Annotated in this window: 15 protein-coding genes; all 15 read right to left on the reverse strand. The window is 62.8% G+C overall.

Going from position 1 to position 14,857, the window contains the following annotated elements:
• Nucleotides 1-42: 42 nt before the first annotated feature.
• The 15 genes from nagZ to fabF all read right to left on the reverse strand — a co-directional run bounded on the left by nagZ (nucleotide 43) and on the right by fabF (nucleotide 14,714).
• Nucleotides 43-1,071: a beta-N-acetylhexosaminidase gene (nagZ, locus tag AB3X95_RS06045; protein ID WP_176366093.1), complete on the reverse strand. Its 1,029-nt coding sequence runs from the start codon at nucleotides 1,069-1,071 to the stop codon at nucleotides 43-45.
• A gap of 67 nt (nucleotides 1,072-1,138) precedes the next feature.
• Complete coding sequence (gene acpS, locus AB3X95_RS06050) at nucleotides 1,139-1,606, reverse strand: holo-ACP synthase (protein WP_368620891.1); 468 nt, start codon at nucleotides 1,604-1,606, stop codon at nucleotides 1,139-1,141.
• Between the two features lie 24 nt (nucleotides 1,607-1,630).
• A complete protein-coding gene (pdxJ, locus tag AB3X95_RS06055) occupies nucleotides 1,631-2,395 on the reverse strand; it encodes a pyridoxine 5'-phosphate synthase (protein ID WP_368620892.1) in 765 nt (254 codons plus the stop codon).
• Nucleotides 2,392-3,315: a DNA repair protein RecO gene (recO, locus tag AB3X95_RS06060; RefSeq protein WP_176366094.1), complete on the reverse strand. Its 924-nt coding sequence runs from the start codon at nucleotides 3,313-3,315 to the stop codon at nucleotides 2,392-2,394. Before recO ends, pdxJ begins: the two co-directional genes overlap by 4 nt.
• Nucleotides 3,302-4,201, reverse strand: a complete 900-nt coding sequence (era, locus tag AB3X95_RS06065) for a GTPase Era (protein ID WP_050783920.1) — start codon at nucleotides 4,199-4,201, stop codon at nucleotides 3,302-3,304. The genes recO and era overlap by 14 nt, the downstream gene beginning before the upstream one ends.
• A gap of 54 nt (nucleotides 4,202-4,255) precedes the next feature.
• A complete protein-coding gene (gene rnc, locus AB3X95_RS06070; RefSeq protein WP_176366095.1) occupies nucleotides 4,256-5,539 on the reverse strand; it encodes a ribonuclease III in 1,284 nt (427 codons plus the stop codon).
• Nucleotides 5,540-5,733: 194 nt separating this feature from the next.
• A complete protein-coding gene (lepB, locus tag AB3X95_RS06075) occupies nucleotides 5,734-6,627 on the reverse strand; it encodes a signal peptidase I (protein WP_013090047.1) in 894 nt (297 codons plus the stop codon).
• Between the two features lie 18 nt (nucleotides 6,628-6,645).
• Complete coding sequence (gene lepA, locus AB3X95_RS06080) at nucleotides 6,646-8,439, reverse strand: translation elongation factor 4 (RefSeq protein WP_013090048.1); 1,794 nt, start codon at nucleotides 8,437-8,439, stop codon at nucleotides 6,646-6,648.
• Nucleotides 8,440-8,669: 230 nt separating this feature from the next.
• On the reverse strand, nucleotides 8,670-8,942 hold the full coding sequence (locus AB3X95_RS06085) for a glutaredoxin family protein (protein WP_368620893.1): 273 nt from the start codon (nucleotides 8,940-8,942) through the stop codon (nucleotides 8,670-8,672).
• Nucleotides 8,939-10,459 (reverse strand): DegQ family serine endoprotease, encoded by a 1,521-nt coding sequence (locus tag AB3X95_RS06090; protein WP_368620894.1) that lies wholly within the window; start codon nucleotides 10,457-10,459, stop codon nucleotides 8,939-8,941. The genes AB3X95_RS06085 and AB3X95_RS06090 overlap by 4 nt, the downstream gene beginning before the upstream one ends.
• A 37-nt stretch (nucleotides 10,460-10,496) precedes the next feature.
• Nucleotides 10,497-11,537, reverse strand: coding sequence for a MucB/RseB C-terminal domain-containing protein (locus AB3X95_RS06095; protein WP_368620895.1), 1,041 nt, complete (start codon nucleotides 11,535-11,537; stop codon nucleotides 10,497-10,499).
• 4 nt (nucleotides 11,538-11,541) lie between these two features.
• Nucleotides 11,542-12,156 carry a sigma-E factor negative regulatory protein gene (locus AB3X95_RS06100; RefSeq protein WP_184226551.1) on the reverse strand — a complete coding sequence of 205 codons (615 nt, stop codon included), beginning with the start codon at nucleotides 12,154-12,156 and terminating at the stop codon, nucleotides 11,542-11,544.
• 93 nt (nucleotides 12,157-12,249) lie between these two features.
• The gene (rpoE, locus tag AB3X95_RS06105) at nucleotides 12,250-12,849 is read right to left on the reverse strand and encodes an RNA polymerase sigma factor RpoE (protein ID WP_006051939.1); all 600 of its coding nucleotides are present in this window, start codon (nucleotides 12,847-12,849) and stop codon (nucleotides 12,250-12,252) included.
• A 101-nt stretch (nucleotides 12,850-12,950) separates the two neighbouring features.
• Nucleotides 12,951-13,367 carry a hypothetical protein gene (locus AB3X95_RS06110; protein ID WP_368620896.1) on the reverse strand — a complete coding sequence of 139 codons (417 nt, stop codon included), beginning with the start codon at nucleotides 13,365-13,367 and terminating at the stop codon, nucleotides 12,951-12,953.
• 108 nt (nucleotides 13,368-13,475) lie between these two features.
• Nucleotides 13,476-14,714: a beta-ketoacyl-ACP synthase II gene (gene fabF, locus AB3X95_RS06115; RefSeq protein ID WP_176105457.1), complete on the reverse strand. Its 1,239-nt coding sequence runs from the start codon at nucleotides 14,712-14,714 to the stop codon at nucleotides 13,476-13,478.
• Nucleotides 14,715-14,857 lie beyond the last annotated feature (143 nt).

Here is a 14,857-nt window from a genome sequence, read left to right on the forward strand (position 1 = left end):
AAAAAAATGGCGCCTTGAATTGCTTCAAGGCGCCATTGCCATTTATGCAAAGGTACTGCGAACCAGCTTCTGCGCTTCGGCGTACCGTGGCTCGGCCATCAGCTTGCTCCACGTGAGCGCCTTGCCGCGCGGCCGCATGCGCTTCAGCCGCCGCAGCGATTCCTTCGACGGCGTGACGCGCAGTGCGTCGAGCACCTTCTCCGCTTCGTCCGGCTGGTTGCAGATCAGCACCATGTCGCAGCCGGCCTCCAGCGCGGCTTGCGCGCCTTCGGTCAGCGTGCCGCCCTGGCGCGCGGCTTCCATTGATAGATCGTCGCTGAAGATCGCGCCTTCGAAGCCGAGCTTGCCGCGCAGGATGTCCTGCAACCAGATGCGCGAGAAGCCGGCCGGTTTCGCATCGACCGCCGGATAGACGACGTGCGCGGGCAGCACCGCGCCAAGCGACAGACCGAGCCAGTCGTACGGCGCGACGTCGTTGCCGAGGATCTCGTCGAGCGGGCGTTCGTCGACGGGCATCGCAACGTGCGAATCTGCCTGCGCGAATCCGTGCCCTGGAAAATGCTTGCCGCAGTTGCTCATGCCGGCGAGCGCGAGACCGTGATTGAGGCTCTTCGCGAGCAGCGCGACCACGCGCGGATCGCGATGGAACGCGCGATCGCCGATCACCTGCGAGTGCCCATAGTCGAGGTCGAGCACCGGCGTGAAGCTCATGTCGATACCGCATGCGCGCAATTCCGCGGCGAGGATGTAGCCGACCGCGGTCGTCACCTTCGTCGCGTGCAGCACGTCCTCGTCCCACAACGCGCCGAGCTTGCCCATCGACGGCAGCACCGTGAAGCCGTCGGTACGAAAGCGCTGCACGCGGCCGCCTTCGTGATCGACCGCGATCAGCAGATCCGGGCGAATCGCGCGGATCGCATCGGTCAGCGCGACCAGTTGCGCGCGGCTCTCATAGTGGCGCGCGAACAGGATCACGCCGCCGGTCATCGGGTGAGCGAGACGCCTTTTGTCATCGCGGTTCAGCGTTTTGCCGACCACGTCGAGCATCACCGGTCCGGGTGTGGTTTTCATCGAATTCCGCTGGAAAAGAGTCTGACGCAAAGACAAACGCGACCGTCAGCGGCCGCGTTCAACGTTTTTATTCGGTGGCGGAGTGCGCGGACGAAGCCCGCGACGCCGGCGCGGCAAACGAACTTTCCGTCTCGTCCGGCCGCTGCGTCTCGGCGATCACGAACGACACCGCGTAATCACGCTCGTCGCTGATCGTCACGCGCGCCGTGATGCCGCGCGCGTCGAGCCAATCGGCCAGCTCGCCGGAGGCGAGCACCATCGGCTCGCCGCTCGGCCGGTTCAGCGTCTGCAACGCGCGCCAGCTCATCGGCCAATGCATGCCGAGGCCGATTGCCTTCGAGAACGCCTCTTTCGCCGAAAAACGTGTCGCGAGAAACGCGAGACCGCGCGCCGCCGAACGGGCCTGACGCGCGTGATAGACGCGAAGTTCGTCGGGACCGAGCACCTTCTCGGCGAAACGGCCATTGGTGCGAGTCATCACCGCTGCGACACGGCTGACCTGAACGATGTCGGTGCCGATTCCGTAGATTGCCATGCGTGCGTCCGTCGCGAGATTGGGTTACGCGCGCGCGCCGAGACGCGCGGCGACCATGATCGCCTTCATCTCGCGCACCGCGTTGTCCCAGCCCGCGAAGATCGCGTGCGCGACGATCGCATGGCCGATGTTGAGTTCGACGATGCCGTCGATAGCCGCAATCTGCTGCACGTTCGTGTAGTGCAGGCCGTGGCCCGCGTTCACCTTGAGGCCGAGCGTCGTGCCGAATTCGACCGCCCGCACGATGCGCTCGTATTCGCGCTGCTGTTCGGCGGGATCATGCGCTTCGGCGTAGCGGCCGGTGTGCAGCTCGATCACCGGTGCGCCGGCTTCGTGCGCGGCGCGAATCTGCGTTTCGTCGGGATCGATGAACAGCGACACGCGCGAGTTGGCATCCGCAAGTTGCGTGCATGCGGCGCGCACCGCCTCGAACTGGCCGGCGACGTCGAGACCGCCTTCGGTCGTCAGCTCCGCGCGCTTTTCCGGCACGAGGCACACGTCGTGCGGCTGCACTTCGCACGCGATGTCGAGCATTTCGGCCGTGACCGCGCATTCGAGATTCATACGCGTTCTCAGCAGCGGACGCAGCTTGTGCACGTCGGCGTCGACGATATGCCGGCGATCTTCGCGCAAGTGCAGCGTGATCGCATCGGCGCCGGCTTCTTCGGCCATCAGCGCGGCGCGGATCGGATCGGGATAGGACGTGCCACGCGCGTTGCGCAGCGTGGCAATGTGGTCGATATTCACGCCGAGGTCGATCACGGTCGGCGAAGTCAGGAAGAAGCTCATAAGTTCTGCAGGTCGATCAGGATCTGGCGGGTGGCAAGCGGCGCGCCGCCGAGATAGGTGTTGAGCAGGAAGCGCATCAGCGTTTTGCTTTGCGCGACGGTCTGCGCTCGATGGTAATCGTCCTTTTCCATATCGAGCAAGGTTTGTCCCGATACCACCGGCCACTGCGCGGGCCATTCGTCCGATGCCTCGCGCACGCCGCGCTCGGGATCGAACACGTAGCGGCCGTCGGCGAGCACGGCCTTGCGCGCGACCGTGCGGTCGAGCGCCATCGCGTAGCCGGTCTCGCGCAGCAGCACGCGTTCGAACGAGCGCAGCACCTGCACGGGTGGCTCATCGTGCGCAAGACGCGTCAGCGTGACGACGTAGTGATGGAACAACTGCGGATGCGGGTCTTCGCGCGCACAGAAGCGCACCAGCAGTTCGTTGACATAGAAACCGCACAGCAGCGCGTCCCCGGTCAGCGGCAGCATGCCGCCGACCCACTCGGCGCCGGTCAGCGTGCGCATTTCGGATTTGCCCGACCATGCGAGCGACAAAGGCTGGAACGTTTGCAGCACGCCGCGCAACGCGGAGTGCGGGCGCTTTGCGCCCTTCGCGACGAGCGCGAGACGACCGTGATCGCGCGACAGCACGTCGATGATCAGGCTGGTCTCGCGATACGGGTAGCTATGCAGCACGAACGCGGGCTGCTCGGTGATCCGGTATTCGGATGTGGAGGTGCGCGGCGCGCGACGCGTTGGCGCTTTGCGCGGCTCGCCATCGTCGGCGGGCGCGCTATTCGCGCTATTCGCGCTATTCGCGCCTTTTGCCTGAGCCGACGACTTCCTCGCGCTACGCGCGGGCCGCGACGGCTCGTGCTCCGGTTGGTCCGGAGCCTCGTCTGAATTGAGCGTCATCCACGCGTCATTCGTACCCATACGCACGAAGCCCGGCTTCGTTGTCGGCCCAGCCGCTCTTCACCTTGACGAAGGTCTCGAGATACACCGGCCCGTCGAACAGCTTCGCCATGTCGAGGCGCGCCTCGGTGCTGATCTGCTTCAGCTTCGCGCCCTTCTGGCCGATGATCATCGCCTTGTGCGTGTCGCGATCGACGAGAATCGTCGCGAAGATACGGCGCAGTCGCCCTTCGGTTTCGAACTTGTCGATCAGCACGGTGCTGGTGTACGGCAGTTCGTCGCCGGTCCAGCGGAAGACTTTCTCGCGCAGGATTTCGGCCGCAAGGAAGCGCTCGCTGCGATCGGTCAGGTCGTCCTCGCCGTAGATCGGCTCGCCTTCCGGCAGGAACGGCTTGATGGTCGCCATCAGACGCTTGATGTCGTCGGTATTTTTCGCCGACAGCGGCACGATCTCGTTGAACTCGCGCAGCGTGCTCATCTGCTGCATGAACGGGAACAGCGAGTCTTTATCCGACACGCGATCGAGCTTGTTCGCGATCAGCAACGTCGGCACCTTCGCCGGGATGAGGTCGAGTACCTTCTGGTCGTCGGGGCCGAAGCGGCCTGCTTCGATGACGAACAGGATCGCATCGACTGAGGTCAGCGTCGACGTGACGGCGCGATTCAGCGAGCGGTTCAGCGCGCCGCTGTGCTTGGTCTGGAAACCGGGCGTGTCGACGAAGATGTACTGGGCGTCTTCGAGCGTGTTGATGCCGGTGATGCGATGGCGCGTGGTCTGCGCCTTGCGCGACGTGATGCTGACTTTCTGGCCGACCAGCGCGTTCATCAGCGTGGACTTACCGACGTTCGGGCGGCCGACGATCGCGACCATGCCGCAGCGAAAACCAGTGGGAGTGGGAGCGTTCATATTCGGACTACGGCAGGTTCAGGTCGGCGCGCGCGACGCGCACGCCGATGGCAATCAATGGCCCGCATCGGCGACGCGCGTTTGCACCGCGCCGGCGACGCCGGGTTCGTGTTCGGCAGGTGCCGCCGGGACCGCCGAGACAACCGACGCGGGCGCGGCGGAAACGCTCGATGAGGGAGTGCCCGGCACGGCTTCGCGGTTACGCTGACGCTCTGCGCTGCGCGCGTGTGACGGCGCGTCGGCTTTGAGGTCGGGGGTTTTGTCCGCTGAGTGTTTTTCGGCCGGCTTGTCGACAGGTTTCTCGCCTGAGTGCACCGAAACCTTGTCGGCTCTCTCCGCCTTTTCGGATTTCTCGGCGCGCTCCGGCTTGTCATGTCCGCTGTACTCCACATGCGCGGCACGGATGACGGCCAACGGCGCACCGGCGGCGCCCGGCGCTGCACGCTCGGCTGCAGGCCTTTCAACCGCTGATTTTTCCACGGCAGACTTGTCGGCGTGGGCTTCAACCGCAGCAGGCGCGCGCCCTTCGCCGCGCGCGCTCTTGCGATCCGGTGTGCGTAAATCCAGTGCGGCCTGCACGCCGGTCACGCCCGGCACGATTTCCTGCTCGGCGTTTTTCGCGGCGCGCGCGCTTTTCGAACGCTTCGGCTTCGCAACTACGGCAGGCGCCGCGGCCATTACTTCGTCGAGCGCTTTCTTTGCGGCCGCCTGCTCCGCCGCGCGACGGCTCGCGCCCGAGCCGGACACCTTGACGTCGAGCTTTGGCACCGTGCATTCGACTTCGAATTGTTGATTGTGCGCCGCACCATGGGTGGCGACGACCGTATAGGTAGGCAACGCAATCTTGTGGCCCTGCAGATACTCCTGCAGCAGCGTCTTAGCGTCCTTGCCGAGCGTACGCGGGTCGATATGGTCGAGGATTGGCACGTAGAGGCGTTTGATGACCGTCTGCGCAGCGTCGAAGCCGCCGTCGAGAAATATCGCACCGAGCACCGCCTCCAGCGTATCCGCGAGGATGGACGGCCGGCGGAAGCCGCCGCTGCGCAATTCACCCTCGCCGAGGCGCAGGCCCTCGGAGATATTGAGTGCCTGAGCAATCTCGTAAAGGGACTGCTGCTTGACCAGATTGGCACGCACGCGCGACAGATCGCCTTCGTCGAGTTTGCCGAAACGTTGGAACAAAAGCGCAGCCACCGCGCAATTCAGAACGGAGTCGCCGAGAAATTCGAGCCGTTCGTTGTGCGTGGAGCTGTGACTGCGGTGTGTTAAAGCCTGGCGCAGCAATTCCGCATTGCGAAATTCATAGCGCAAACGGCTTTCCAACGGAGATAGAGGCATGGGCAGAGTATAACGCGGGCGCCTGACCCGGCGGAAAGGCGGGGCGCCAGAGGAAAAAGCGTGGTGAAGCGACGTTACCGCGAGTTCTTAAAGTAGCATGACAACACGCCGCGACCGAGATAACCGGTGCCGGTTATTCGCGCGGCGTGTGATCGCTCATGAGAAGTGATCACGAAGCGATCAATGCACTCGACTCACTGGAAGGAGCCGATGCGTCGCAGATCGCTGAAGTTCATCCAGATGAAAAATGCGCGGCCGACGATATTGCGTTCAGGCGCAAAACCCCAGTACCGGCTATCCGCGCTGTTGTCTCGGTTATCGCCCATCATGAAGAAGTTGCCCGGCGGCACTTTGCAGATCACGCCACGTGCGTTGTATTGGCAGTTGTCGCGATAGGGGAAGTCTTCCGCACCAACGATGAACGGCGGCACCGCCGGATTATTTAGGATCGCGTTCTTGCGGCCGTCGATATCTTCCTGGAACTGCTTCGCATAGCCGAGCCGCTCTTCGTCGAGATAATCGGGCAGCGGCGTTTCTGGCACCGGCTTGCCGTTGACGGTCAACTTCTTGTCCTGATACTCGACCACATCGCCCGGCAGGCCAATCACACGCTTGATGTAGTCGACCGATTCGTCTTTCGGATAACGGAACACCACCACGTCGCCGCGCTGGACCGGACGGCCCTGCGTGATCCTCGTATTGGTGATCGGCAAACGAAGACCGTATTCGAATTTATTGACGAGGATGAAGTCGCCCACCAGCAGCGTCGGCACCATGGAGCCGGATGGGATCTTGAACGGCTCGACCACGAACGAGCGCACGACGAACACCACCAGAATCACCGGAAAAAAGCTCGCCGTATATTCGAGCCACCACGGCTGACGCAGCTTGTCGTCACGCAAACGCGCGCGGGTTTGCGCGGCGTTTTCATCGGCGAAACGCTCGCCGATGCGCGCCTGCTGACGATCGAATTCGGCGACTGCTGCTTCTGCCTCGCGGCGCCGTTTCGGCAGGAAAACCAGTTTGTCCGCGACCCATGCGACACCCGTCAAAACGACGAGCACAAAAAGAATCAGCGCGAAATTCATAGGGTTCCGTTATTCAACTTATTTGTCTTCGACACGCAGAATAGCGAGGAAAGCCTCTTGCGGGATTTCAACCGAGCCCACCTGCTTCATTCGCTTCTTGCCTGCCTTCTGCTTTTCAAGCAGCTTCTTCTTACGCGTGATATCACCGCCGTAGCATTTTGCCAGCACGTTCTTACGCAACGCTTTAATGTTTTCGCGCGCGATAATGTTCGAACCGATCGTGGCTTGAACCGCTACGTCGTACATCTGACGCGGAATCAGCTCGCGCATTTTCGCTGCCACTTCGCGGCCGCGATACTGGCTTTGCGAGCGATGCACGATCACCGACAGCGCATCGACCTTGTCGCCGTTGATCAGCATGTCGACCTTCACGACGTCCGACGCGCGGTATTCCTTGAACTCGTAATCCATCGACGCGTAACCGCGCGAAATCGACTTCAGACGATCGAAGAAATCGAGCACGACTTCGCCCATCGGGATTTCGTACGTCAGTTGGACCTGACGACCGTGATACTGCATGTTGATCTGGTTGCCGCGCTTCTGCGTACACAACGTGATCACCGCGCCGACGTAGTCTTGCGGCATGTACAGGTTCACGGTGACGATCGGCTCGCGCACTTCCTCGATCTTCGATGGCTCTGGCATCTTGGCCGGATTCTCGACCATCAGGGTCGTGCCGTCGCGCTGCAGGACTTCGTAGACCACGGTCGGCGCCGTCGTGATCAGGTCCATGTCGAACTCGCGCTCGAGACGTTCCTGCACGATTTCCATGTGCAACAGACCGAGGAAGCCGCAGCGGAACCCGAAACCAAGCGCTTGCGACACTTCCGGCTCGTACTGCAGCGACGCATCGTTCAGCTTCAGCTTTTCGAGCGAGTCGCGCAGCGCGTCGTACTGGTTCGCTTCGACCGGATAGAGACCCGCGAACACCTGCGGCTTCACCTCCTTGAAGCCCGGCAGCGGCTCGGCCGCTGGCTGGTTCACCAGCGTAACCGTGTCGCCGACCTTCGCCGCCGCGAGTTCCTTGATGCCGGCGATGATGAAGCCCACCTGCCCCGCCGACAGCGATTCGAGATTCTTCGACTTCGGCGTGAACACGCCGATATGTTCCACCGGATACTGCGCACCGGTTGCCATCAGGCGGATCTTGTCCTTCGGACGCAGCGTGCCGTTGACGATGCGCACGAGCATCACGACACCGACGTAGTTGTCGAACCACGAGTCGATGATGAGCGCCTGCAGCGGCGCTTCCGGATCGCCCTTCGGCGGCGGTACTTTCGCGATCAGCGCTTCGAGCACGTCTTCGACGCCGAGGCCGGTCTTCGCGCTGCAATGTGTGGCGTCGGTCGCGTCGATGCCGATCACGTCCTCGATCTCGGCGATCGCGTTTTCGGGGTTCGCCGCCGGCAGATCGATCTTGTTCAACACCGGCACCACTTCGACGCCAAGTTCGATGGCCGTGTAGCAGTTGGCGACGGTTTGCGCCTCCACGCCCTGGCTCGCGTCGACGACGAGCAGCGCACCTTCGCACGCGGACAGCGAGCGGCTGACTTCGTACGAGAAGTCGACGTGCCCGGGGGTGTCGATCATGTTCAGGTTATAGACTCGGCCGTCGCGCGCGCGATACGACAACGCGGCGGTTTGCGCCTTGATGGTAATGCCGCGCTCGCGCTCGAGATCCATCGAGTCGAGCACCTGAGCTTCCATCTCGCGGTCGGACAGACCACCACAAATCTGGATGATGCGATCGGCGAGCGTCGACTTGCCATGGTCGATGTGCGCAATGATCGAGAAGTTACGAATATGATCCATTCAGTGCCGATCAAGCGAAAAGGCGCGCCCGGACAATAGCGGAGCACGCCTTGTAAGTAGGTGAAAAACCTGTCTATTTTAGCCGAAAAGCCCCTCGGCCGGCGCATCTTGCATAGCGCGGGCCTCAAGACTACGTAGAGGAGGCGAGGAATTTACCGTGCGCATCGCAGCGAGTCACGACAAAAACATGCGCATGGATCGCGCGAATCACTATGCCGCGCGGATGCATATCAGGGTGCCGCCGCCACACGCGACGCATGCGCGGCCAATGCCGCCCGCACGCGTACTTCGTCGAGATGGTAGTGGCACAACTCGACGCCATCGCATACCAGCACCGGCACCAACTCGTTGTAACGCGCTTCGAGCAACGGATCGCGGTCGACGTCGATCACCGCCAGTTGCGCTCCGAACTCGGCCAGCAACGGCTCGAGCGCGGCGCGCATGTCCTCGCACAGATGGCACCACGCGCGCCCATAGAGCGTGAGCGATGCCGTCATCGTCATTTCTGCGCGCTGCGCGGACGGACCGGCACAAACTGCGTGTTGTCGCCGCGACGCACCAGCAACGCGACCATCTTCTGCGAATCGAGGTGTGAGGTCAGTTCGTCGAACTGTTTCGCGCTCGTCACATCCATGTCGCCAACCCGCAGGATGATGTCGCCCTTTTGGAGCCCGACACGGGCTGCTGGACCGTCGACCGCGTCGATCTGCACGCCGTTCTGGATCTTCAGCGCTTTCTGCTGATCGGCGGGAATGTCGCTGACCGCGATGCCAAGCGCGTTGGTCGCGCGCTGCTTCGGCGCCTGCGGCTTCTTCTGATCTGCTTTCGCGACCTTGTCCGCCTGCATTTCTGCGATCGTGATCGGCAGTTCACGCGTCTGACCCTTGCGCCAGATCGAGATCGACGTCTTCGTGCCCGGCTTCGTATCGCCGACCATGCGCGGCAGGTCCGTGGCGGTGTCGACCGAATGACCGTTGAACTTCAGGATGATGTCGCCCGGCTGCACGCCGGCCTTGTCGGCCGGGCCGCCCGGCTCGACGCTGCTGACGAGCGCGCCCTGCGCCTTCGGCAAGCCGAGCGAATCGGCGACGTCTTTCGTCACTTCACCGATCGCCACCGCGATGCGGCCGCGCACCACCTTGCCCGAACTCTTCAGCTGATCGGCCACCCGCATCGCTTCGTCGATCGGAATCGCGAACGAAATGCCCATGAAACCGCCGGTGCGGCTGTAAATCTGCGAATTGATGCCGATCACTTCGCCTTGCATGTTGATTAGCGGACCGCCCGAGTTGCCCGGATTGACGGCTACGTCGGTCTGGATGAACGGCAGGTAGTCGCCGGTGTCGCGTCCCTTCGCGCTGACGATACCGGCCGTCACCGTGTTTTCGAGACCGAACGGCGACCCGATCGCGACGACCCATTCGCCGACGCGCACCTTGTTCGAATCGCCGATCGTGATGGTCGGCAGGTTCGACGCGTTGATCTTCACGACCGCGACGTCGGTACGGTCGTCGACCCCGATCAGCTTCGCCTTGAATTCGCGCTTGTCGGTCAGCGTCACGTAGATCGTGTCCGCGTCGTCGACGACGTGAGCGTTGGTCATCACGTAGCCGTCCGCCGACAGGATGAAGCCCGAGCCCACCCCGCTGTTCTGTTCGGGGTCGGTGTTGTCCTGTGAATCCGGGCTGCCGCCGCTGCCGCCCCCCCCTCCACCGCCACCGCCGTTATCACCACCGCGCGGTGATTGCGGTGACTGCGGCAACGGAATCCCGAAGAAGCGCCGGAAGAACTCCGACATATCGCCGTCGTCCATACCCGGCGGCAGGCCGCCGCGGGAACTACCGTTCGACACGCGCGTTGTCGTGCGAATGTTGACGACCGCCGGGCCGACCTTGTCGACGAGGTCAGTGAAGTCGGGCAGATTGGCAGCGGGAGCCGCTGATGCCATATGCGGCACAAGCGGCAAACACGCCGCCACCACTACGGCCGCGAGGAATTTGCGCACCGAGAAAGTCGTCATATCGTAGCAAGCCGAGGGATTTCAGGATTCGGAAGGGTTACTTCGGAGCTTTGTATTCTATGGCAGACGCGAATTGCTGCAATGTGGTTTGGGGCACCTCACCAAGCAGGGTAATCCAGAAGTCACCCTGACGCTTGACCAGGACGTGCGTCGCGCCGCTATCGCCCGTGCCCTCTTTGCGCGTGTTGTTCTCGACCGGCTCGACGAAAACCGAAATCGCCGCGAGGCCGTCGGAAAACACGGCCTGGTCGACCGGGATCGGCGGCTGCCCCGCCTCGCGCGATGCCATCGGACGGCGCAACTGACGGATGATATGGAACCCCCGCACCGACGGATTGATTAGCCAACCCTGCGCGGCCATGTCGACCGGCTCGACTGGCGGACGCACGACCGTCCAGCCCGTGAGATTGCGGATGCCGTTGACGATGCCCGCCTTGTCGACCGGCACGCCGATGCGGACCTGCGAAAACGACAGTTGCTCGAGCACCTGGCCGCTCGGGTCGAGCGTCTGCGCGCGCAGCAGCAGACCGGTCTTTTTGTCGGCCCACAGCTTGTACGCGAACCGGTACGCGTCTTTCGGATCGAGTTCCATCACGAGACTGTCGACGCCCGCGACGCGGTCATCGGCCAGCATCTTCGGCTCGTAGACGGACAGTACCTGCTCGCCGTTCACCGACAGCAGCGCGGGGAATGAATCCTTGTTCTGCCGTTTTTCGAAGACCACGATACGCCGTTCCGGCAGGAACGTGTACATGTCGTCGTTGTGGCGCAGCATTTTGCGCGGCTTGCCGTCGAGGCTTTCGAGCTGCTCGAACTCGCCGTCCGTATGCGTGGAGTAATGCGCGATGCGCGACGTCTGCACGAAATTGCCGCGCTGATAGACGAAGGCGCCCTCGTAGTTCTGCTGCTGGGCGGCCTGATGGATGCGGTCGAGCAGTTCCGCGGCCGTGCGACGGGCGACGACCGGATCGTCTTGAGCGAAGACCCGCGGTGTAGCGGACAACAACACGGCTGCACAGAACAGAAATGCTGGCAACCGCCCCCAGATAGTCGTTTTATTGAACCGCGGAATCTGCATCAAACTATTGGCCCTGCGTGGAGACTGAGGCAGCGCGAATCACCGGCATCGAGCCAGCCATCGCCGGTTGCTGCGCGAATTGCTGATGAGCTTCGAGGTATTGATCGAGGCTCGCGTCGCGAATGATGTTGGAGTCTTGCGCGGGCACCGAGGCCATGGCGACACGCTGCACCGGGTCGGCGTGCGATTGGAGCGAAGCAAGCTGGGCACCCGGACCACCCGGCACGCCCTGCAGCTGCGGCACGACGATCCAGGTCAAGGTAGCGGCCGCGGCAGCGACGGCAAAAGCCGGCACGACTCGCCGGCGCAGCCCGAGCAGGCGGCGCGTGACCGACGCGGACGCGGCGGCTGGCGCCAGCACATGCGGCTCGCTTTCGAGGCGCGCGGCAAAACCGCTGAGAAAGGCGCTGCTCCGTGCGGGGCTGACTGCCAGATCGTCGGAACGTAGCGCGTCGCCGATCAGGTGGTAGCTCGACCAGGCGGCGCGATCATCGCCGTCCAGTTCCGCAAGAAACTTGTCCAGATTCAGATGCTCTTCGCCAAACAATTCACCGTCGACGAAAGCGGACAGACGCTCGCCGCGCGAGCCCGCTTGCGATTGCATCGAGACCGACCCCATGATGCTCCCCATCTTCCAAATACCCCGTAGTGACACCACTAATCCAGATATTGCGCCGCTGCCCCGCCAAGCCTGCTGGACGTTCAAAAGCCTCTACCAGCGCTTGCCTTCGGGTGTGTCAAGCAATGGTCGCAATTTTGCCGCAATGGCTTCGCGAGCGCGGAAAATTCGTGATCTGACTGTGCCAATTGGGCAACCCATCATCTCAGCGATTTCCTCGTAGCTCAAACCCTCAATTTCTCGAAGAGTAATGGCGGTGCGCAATTCTTCCGGTAAAACCGCCATCGCAGCATTGACCGTCTCGGCGATCTGCTTGCTCATCAACATCGACTCAGGCGTGTTGATATCCCTTAGTTGGTCAGCGTCGGAGAAAGTTTCAGCTTCTTCAGCATCCGCTTCGGTCGAGGTCGGCGCACGCCGGCCTTGGGTGGCAAGGTAGTTCTTCGCGGTATTTACCGCAATCCGGTACAACCACGTATAAAACGCCGACTCGCCGCGAAACTGCGGCAACGCGCGATACGCCTTGATAAATGCGTCCTGTGCGACGTCTTCGACTTCGGCGGGATCCCGCACGAGACGCGAGATCAGCCGGAGAATCTTGCGGTGGTATTTGGAGACCAGAAGCTCGAACGCGGCCTTGTCGCCCTTCTGGACGCGTTCGACCAGCACCTGATCAATTTCTTTTTCGCTCACCTGATAAATCCGTTAACTATAGGGCGCATGGCGGGGGACCATTGTAGCGCCCCCCTCGTGAGGGCACGTTACTACGGTAACAGCGGTTACAGTCGTTACAGTCAGGCGCCGGCCGCACGCCGGCCCAGCACGGAAAGTTCGCGGAAAACATTGGGCGGCAGCGCGTCGGCGGCGAGCAGCAGGGAGCGCGTACGGCCCAGCGACGCACGCATGAGGCCACGCCTTCGACCTCTCTCGGGCGCGAGCGCGAGCACCAACAAACGGCTGCTCCACTGCGCGCAACCGACGACGCGACCTCGCGCGAGCAATTCACCGGCGCGGTTCCAGGCGGAAATCTCGCCCATCGCGATATGCAGCGCAACGGGCTGCGCCGCGTCATGCCTAGCCGCGCACAGTGCAAGGAAGGCTGCGACCGCGAGCGTCAACGCAGCGGCCTGCCACGCGCTCAAGCGCGGCGCGAGGCAGGTATAAACGGCTAACGTCGCAATCAGCACGAACGCCCCCGCCGCGGCACGCATTGCGACAGAGCGACGCAACGCAATCCGCTGCGTTGTCCTGCTCAACGTTGCCGGTGCGGGGGAAAGCGCCGGCGAAGCCGGCGTCGCGAACTGACGCGTCACCCGTGATCAGGCGCGCTTGAACACCAGCGTGCCGTTCGTGCCGCCGAACCCAAACGAGTTCTTCAGCGCGACGTCGATCTTCATGTCCCGCGCGGTATTTGCGCAGTAATCGAGATCGCAGGCCGGGTCCTGGTTGAAGATGTTGATGGTCGGAGGCGAGACCTGGTGATGCACGGCGAGCACCGTGAACACCGACTCCAGACCGCCGGCGCCGCCCAGCAGGTGACCCGTCATCGACTTGGTCGAATTGACGACCATGTCCTTCGAGTGGTCGCCGAACGCCCGCTTGATGCCGGTCGTTTCCGCCAGATCGCCGAGCGGCGTGGACGTGCCGTGCGCGTTCAGGTAGTTCACCTGATCGCCGTTGATGCCCGCGTTCTTCAGCGCTGCGAGCATGCAGCGGCGTGCGCCGTCGCCGTCTTCGAGCGGCGCTGTCATGTGGTACGCATCGCCGCTCATGCCGTAGCCGCCGATTTCCGCGTAGATCTTCGCGCCACGCGCCTTCGCGTGCTCGTATTCTTCGAGCACCATCACGCCCGCGCCTTCGCCGAGCACGAAGCCGTCGCGGTCCTTGTCCCACGGACGGCTAGCGGTTGCCGGGTCGTCATTGCGTTGCGACAGCGCGCGCGCCGCCGCAAAGCCGCCGATACCGAGCGGGGACACGGTCGATTCCGCGCCGCCGGCAATCATCACGTCGGCGTCGCCGTATTCGATCAGGCGCGAAGCCTCGCCGATGCAGTGCAGACCGGTCGTGCACGCGGTGACGATCGACAGATTCGGACCCTTGATGCCGAACTTGATCGACAGGTGGCCGGAGATCATGTTGATGATCGAAGCCGGCACGAAGAACGGCGAAATGCGGCGCGGGCCGCGATTGAGCAATTCGGTTTGGGTGATTTCGATCATCGGCAGACCGCCGATGCCCGAACCGACCACCACGCCAATGCGCTCCGAATTCTCGTCGGTGACTTCGAGCCCGCTGTCCTGCATCGCCTGGATGCCCGCGGCCACGCCGTAGTGGATGAACGTATCCATGTGGCGCGCTTCCTTACCGGGGATGTAGTCCTCGATATTGAAGCCCTTCACCTCGCCGGCGAAACGAGTCGAGAAGTTCGACGCATCGAACTTCGTGATATTGGCAATCCCAGACTTGCCGGCGACCAGATTGGCCCAGCCATCGGCAACATTATTGCCAACAGGCGAAATCAGCCCCAGGCCTGTAACAACAACACGACGGCGGCTCACGGTAACCCCTTTTTCATAGATGACAAAAGCAAAAGCCACAGCGCCCACAGGAATCGCCCTGTGTGCCCTGTGGCTGTTTAAGTCGGCAATCGCGCGGAAAGTTGCGCTGTCAACATCGCTGGCTCCTGCGTGGCAAGCGGCGT

Source organism: Paraburkholderia sp. BR13444 (genome assembly GCF_040948755.1).
GTDB classification, from domain to species: domain Bacteria; phylum Pseudomonadota; class Gammaproteobacteria; order Burkholderiales; family Burkholderiaceae; genus Paraburkholderia; species Paraburkholderia youngii.

What these genes read in the sequence shown, in the direction of transcription:
- pdxJ (WP_368620892.1), bottom strand. Translation starts at nt 2,395, where the DNA reads ATGAGCTTCTTCCTGACTTCGCCGACCGTGATCGACCTCGGCGTGAAT.
- rnc (WP_176366095.1), bottom strand. Translation starts at nt 5,539, where the DNA reads ATGCCTCTATCTCCGTTGGAAAGCCGTTTGCGCTATGAATTTCGCAAT.
- AB3X95_RS06110 (WP_368620896.1), bottom strand. Translation starts at nt 13,367, where the DNA reads ATGCGTGCCGCGGCGGGGGCGTTCGTGCTGATTGCGACGTTAGCCGTT.
- lepB (WP_013090047.1), bottom strand. Translation starts at nt 6,627, where the DNA reads ATGAATTTCGCGCTGATTCTTTTTGTGCTCGTCGTTTTGACGGGTGTC.
- lepA (WP_013090048.1), bottom strand. Translation starts at nt 8,439, where the DNA reads ATGGATCATATTCGTAACTTCTCGATCATTGCGCACATCGACCATGGC.
- AB3X95_RS06085 (WP_368620893.1), bottom strand. Translation starts at nt 8,942, where the DNA reads ATGACGATGACGGCATCGCTCACGCTCTATGGGCGCGCGTGGTGCCAT.
- acpS (WP_368620891.1), bottom strand. Translation starts at nt 1,606, where the DNA reads ATGGCAATCTACGGAATCGGCACCGACATCGTTCAGGTCAGCCGTGTC.
- era (WP_050783920.1), bottom strand. Translation starts at nt 4,201, where the DNA reads ATGAACGCTCCCACTCCCACTGGTTTTCGCTGCGGCATGGTCGCGATC.
- AB3X95_RS06100 (WP_184226551.1), bottom strand. Translation starts at nt 12,156, where the DNA reads ATGGGGTCGGTCTCGATGCAATCGCAAGCGGGCTCGCGCGGCGAGCGT.
- recO (WP_176366094.1), bottom strand. Translation starts at nt 3,315, where the DNA reads ATGGGTACGAATGACGCGTGGATGACGCTCAATTCAGACGAGGCTCCG.
- AB3X95_RS06095 (WP_368620895.1), bottom strand. Translation starts at nt 11,537, where the DNA reads ATGCAGATTCCGCGGTTCAATAAAACGACTATCTGGGGGCGGTTGCCA.
- nagZ (WP_176366093.1), bottom strand. Translation starts at nt 1,071, where the DNA reads ATGAAAACCACACCCGGACCGGTGATGCTCGACGTGGTCGGCAAAACG.
- AB3X95_RS06090 (WP_368620894.1), bottom strand. Translation starts at nt 10,459, where the DNA reads ATGACGACTTTCTCGGTGCGCAAATTCCTCGCGGCCGTAGTGGTGGCG.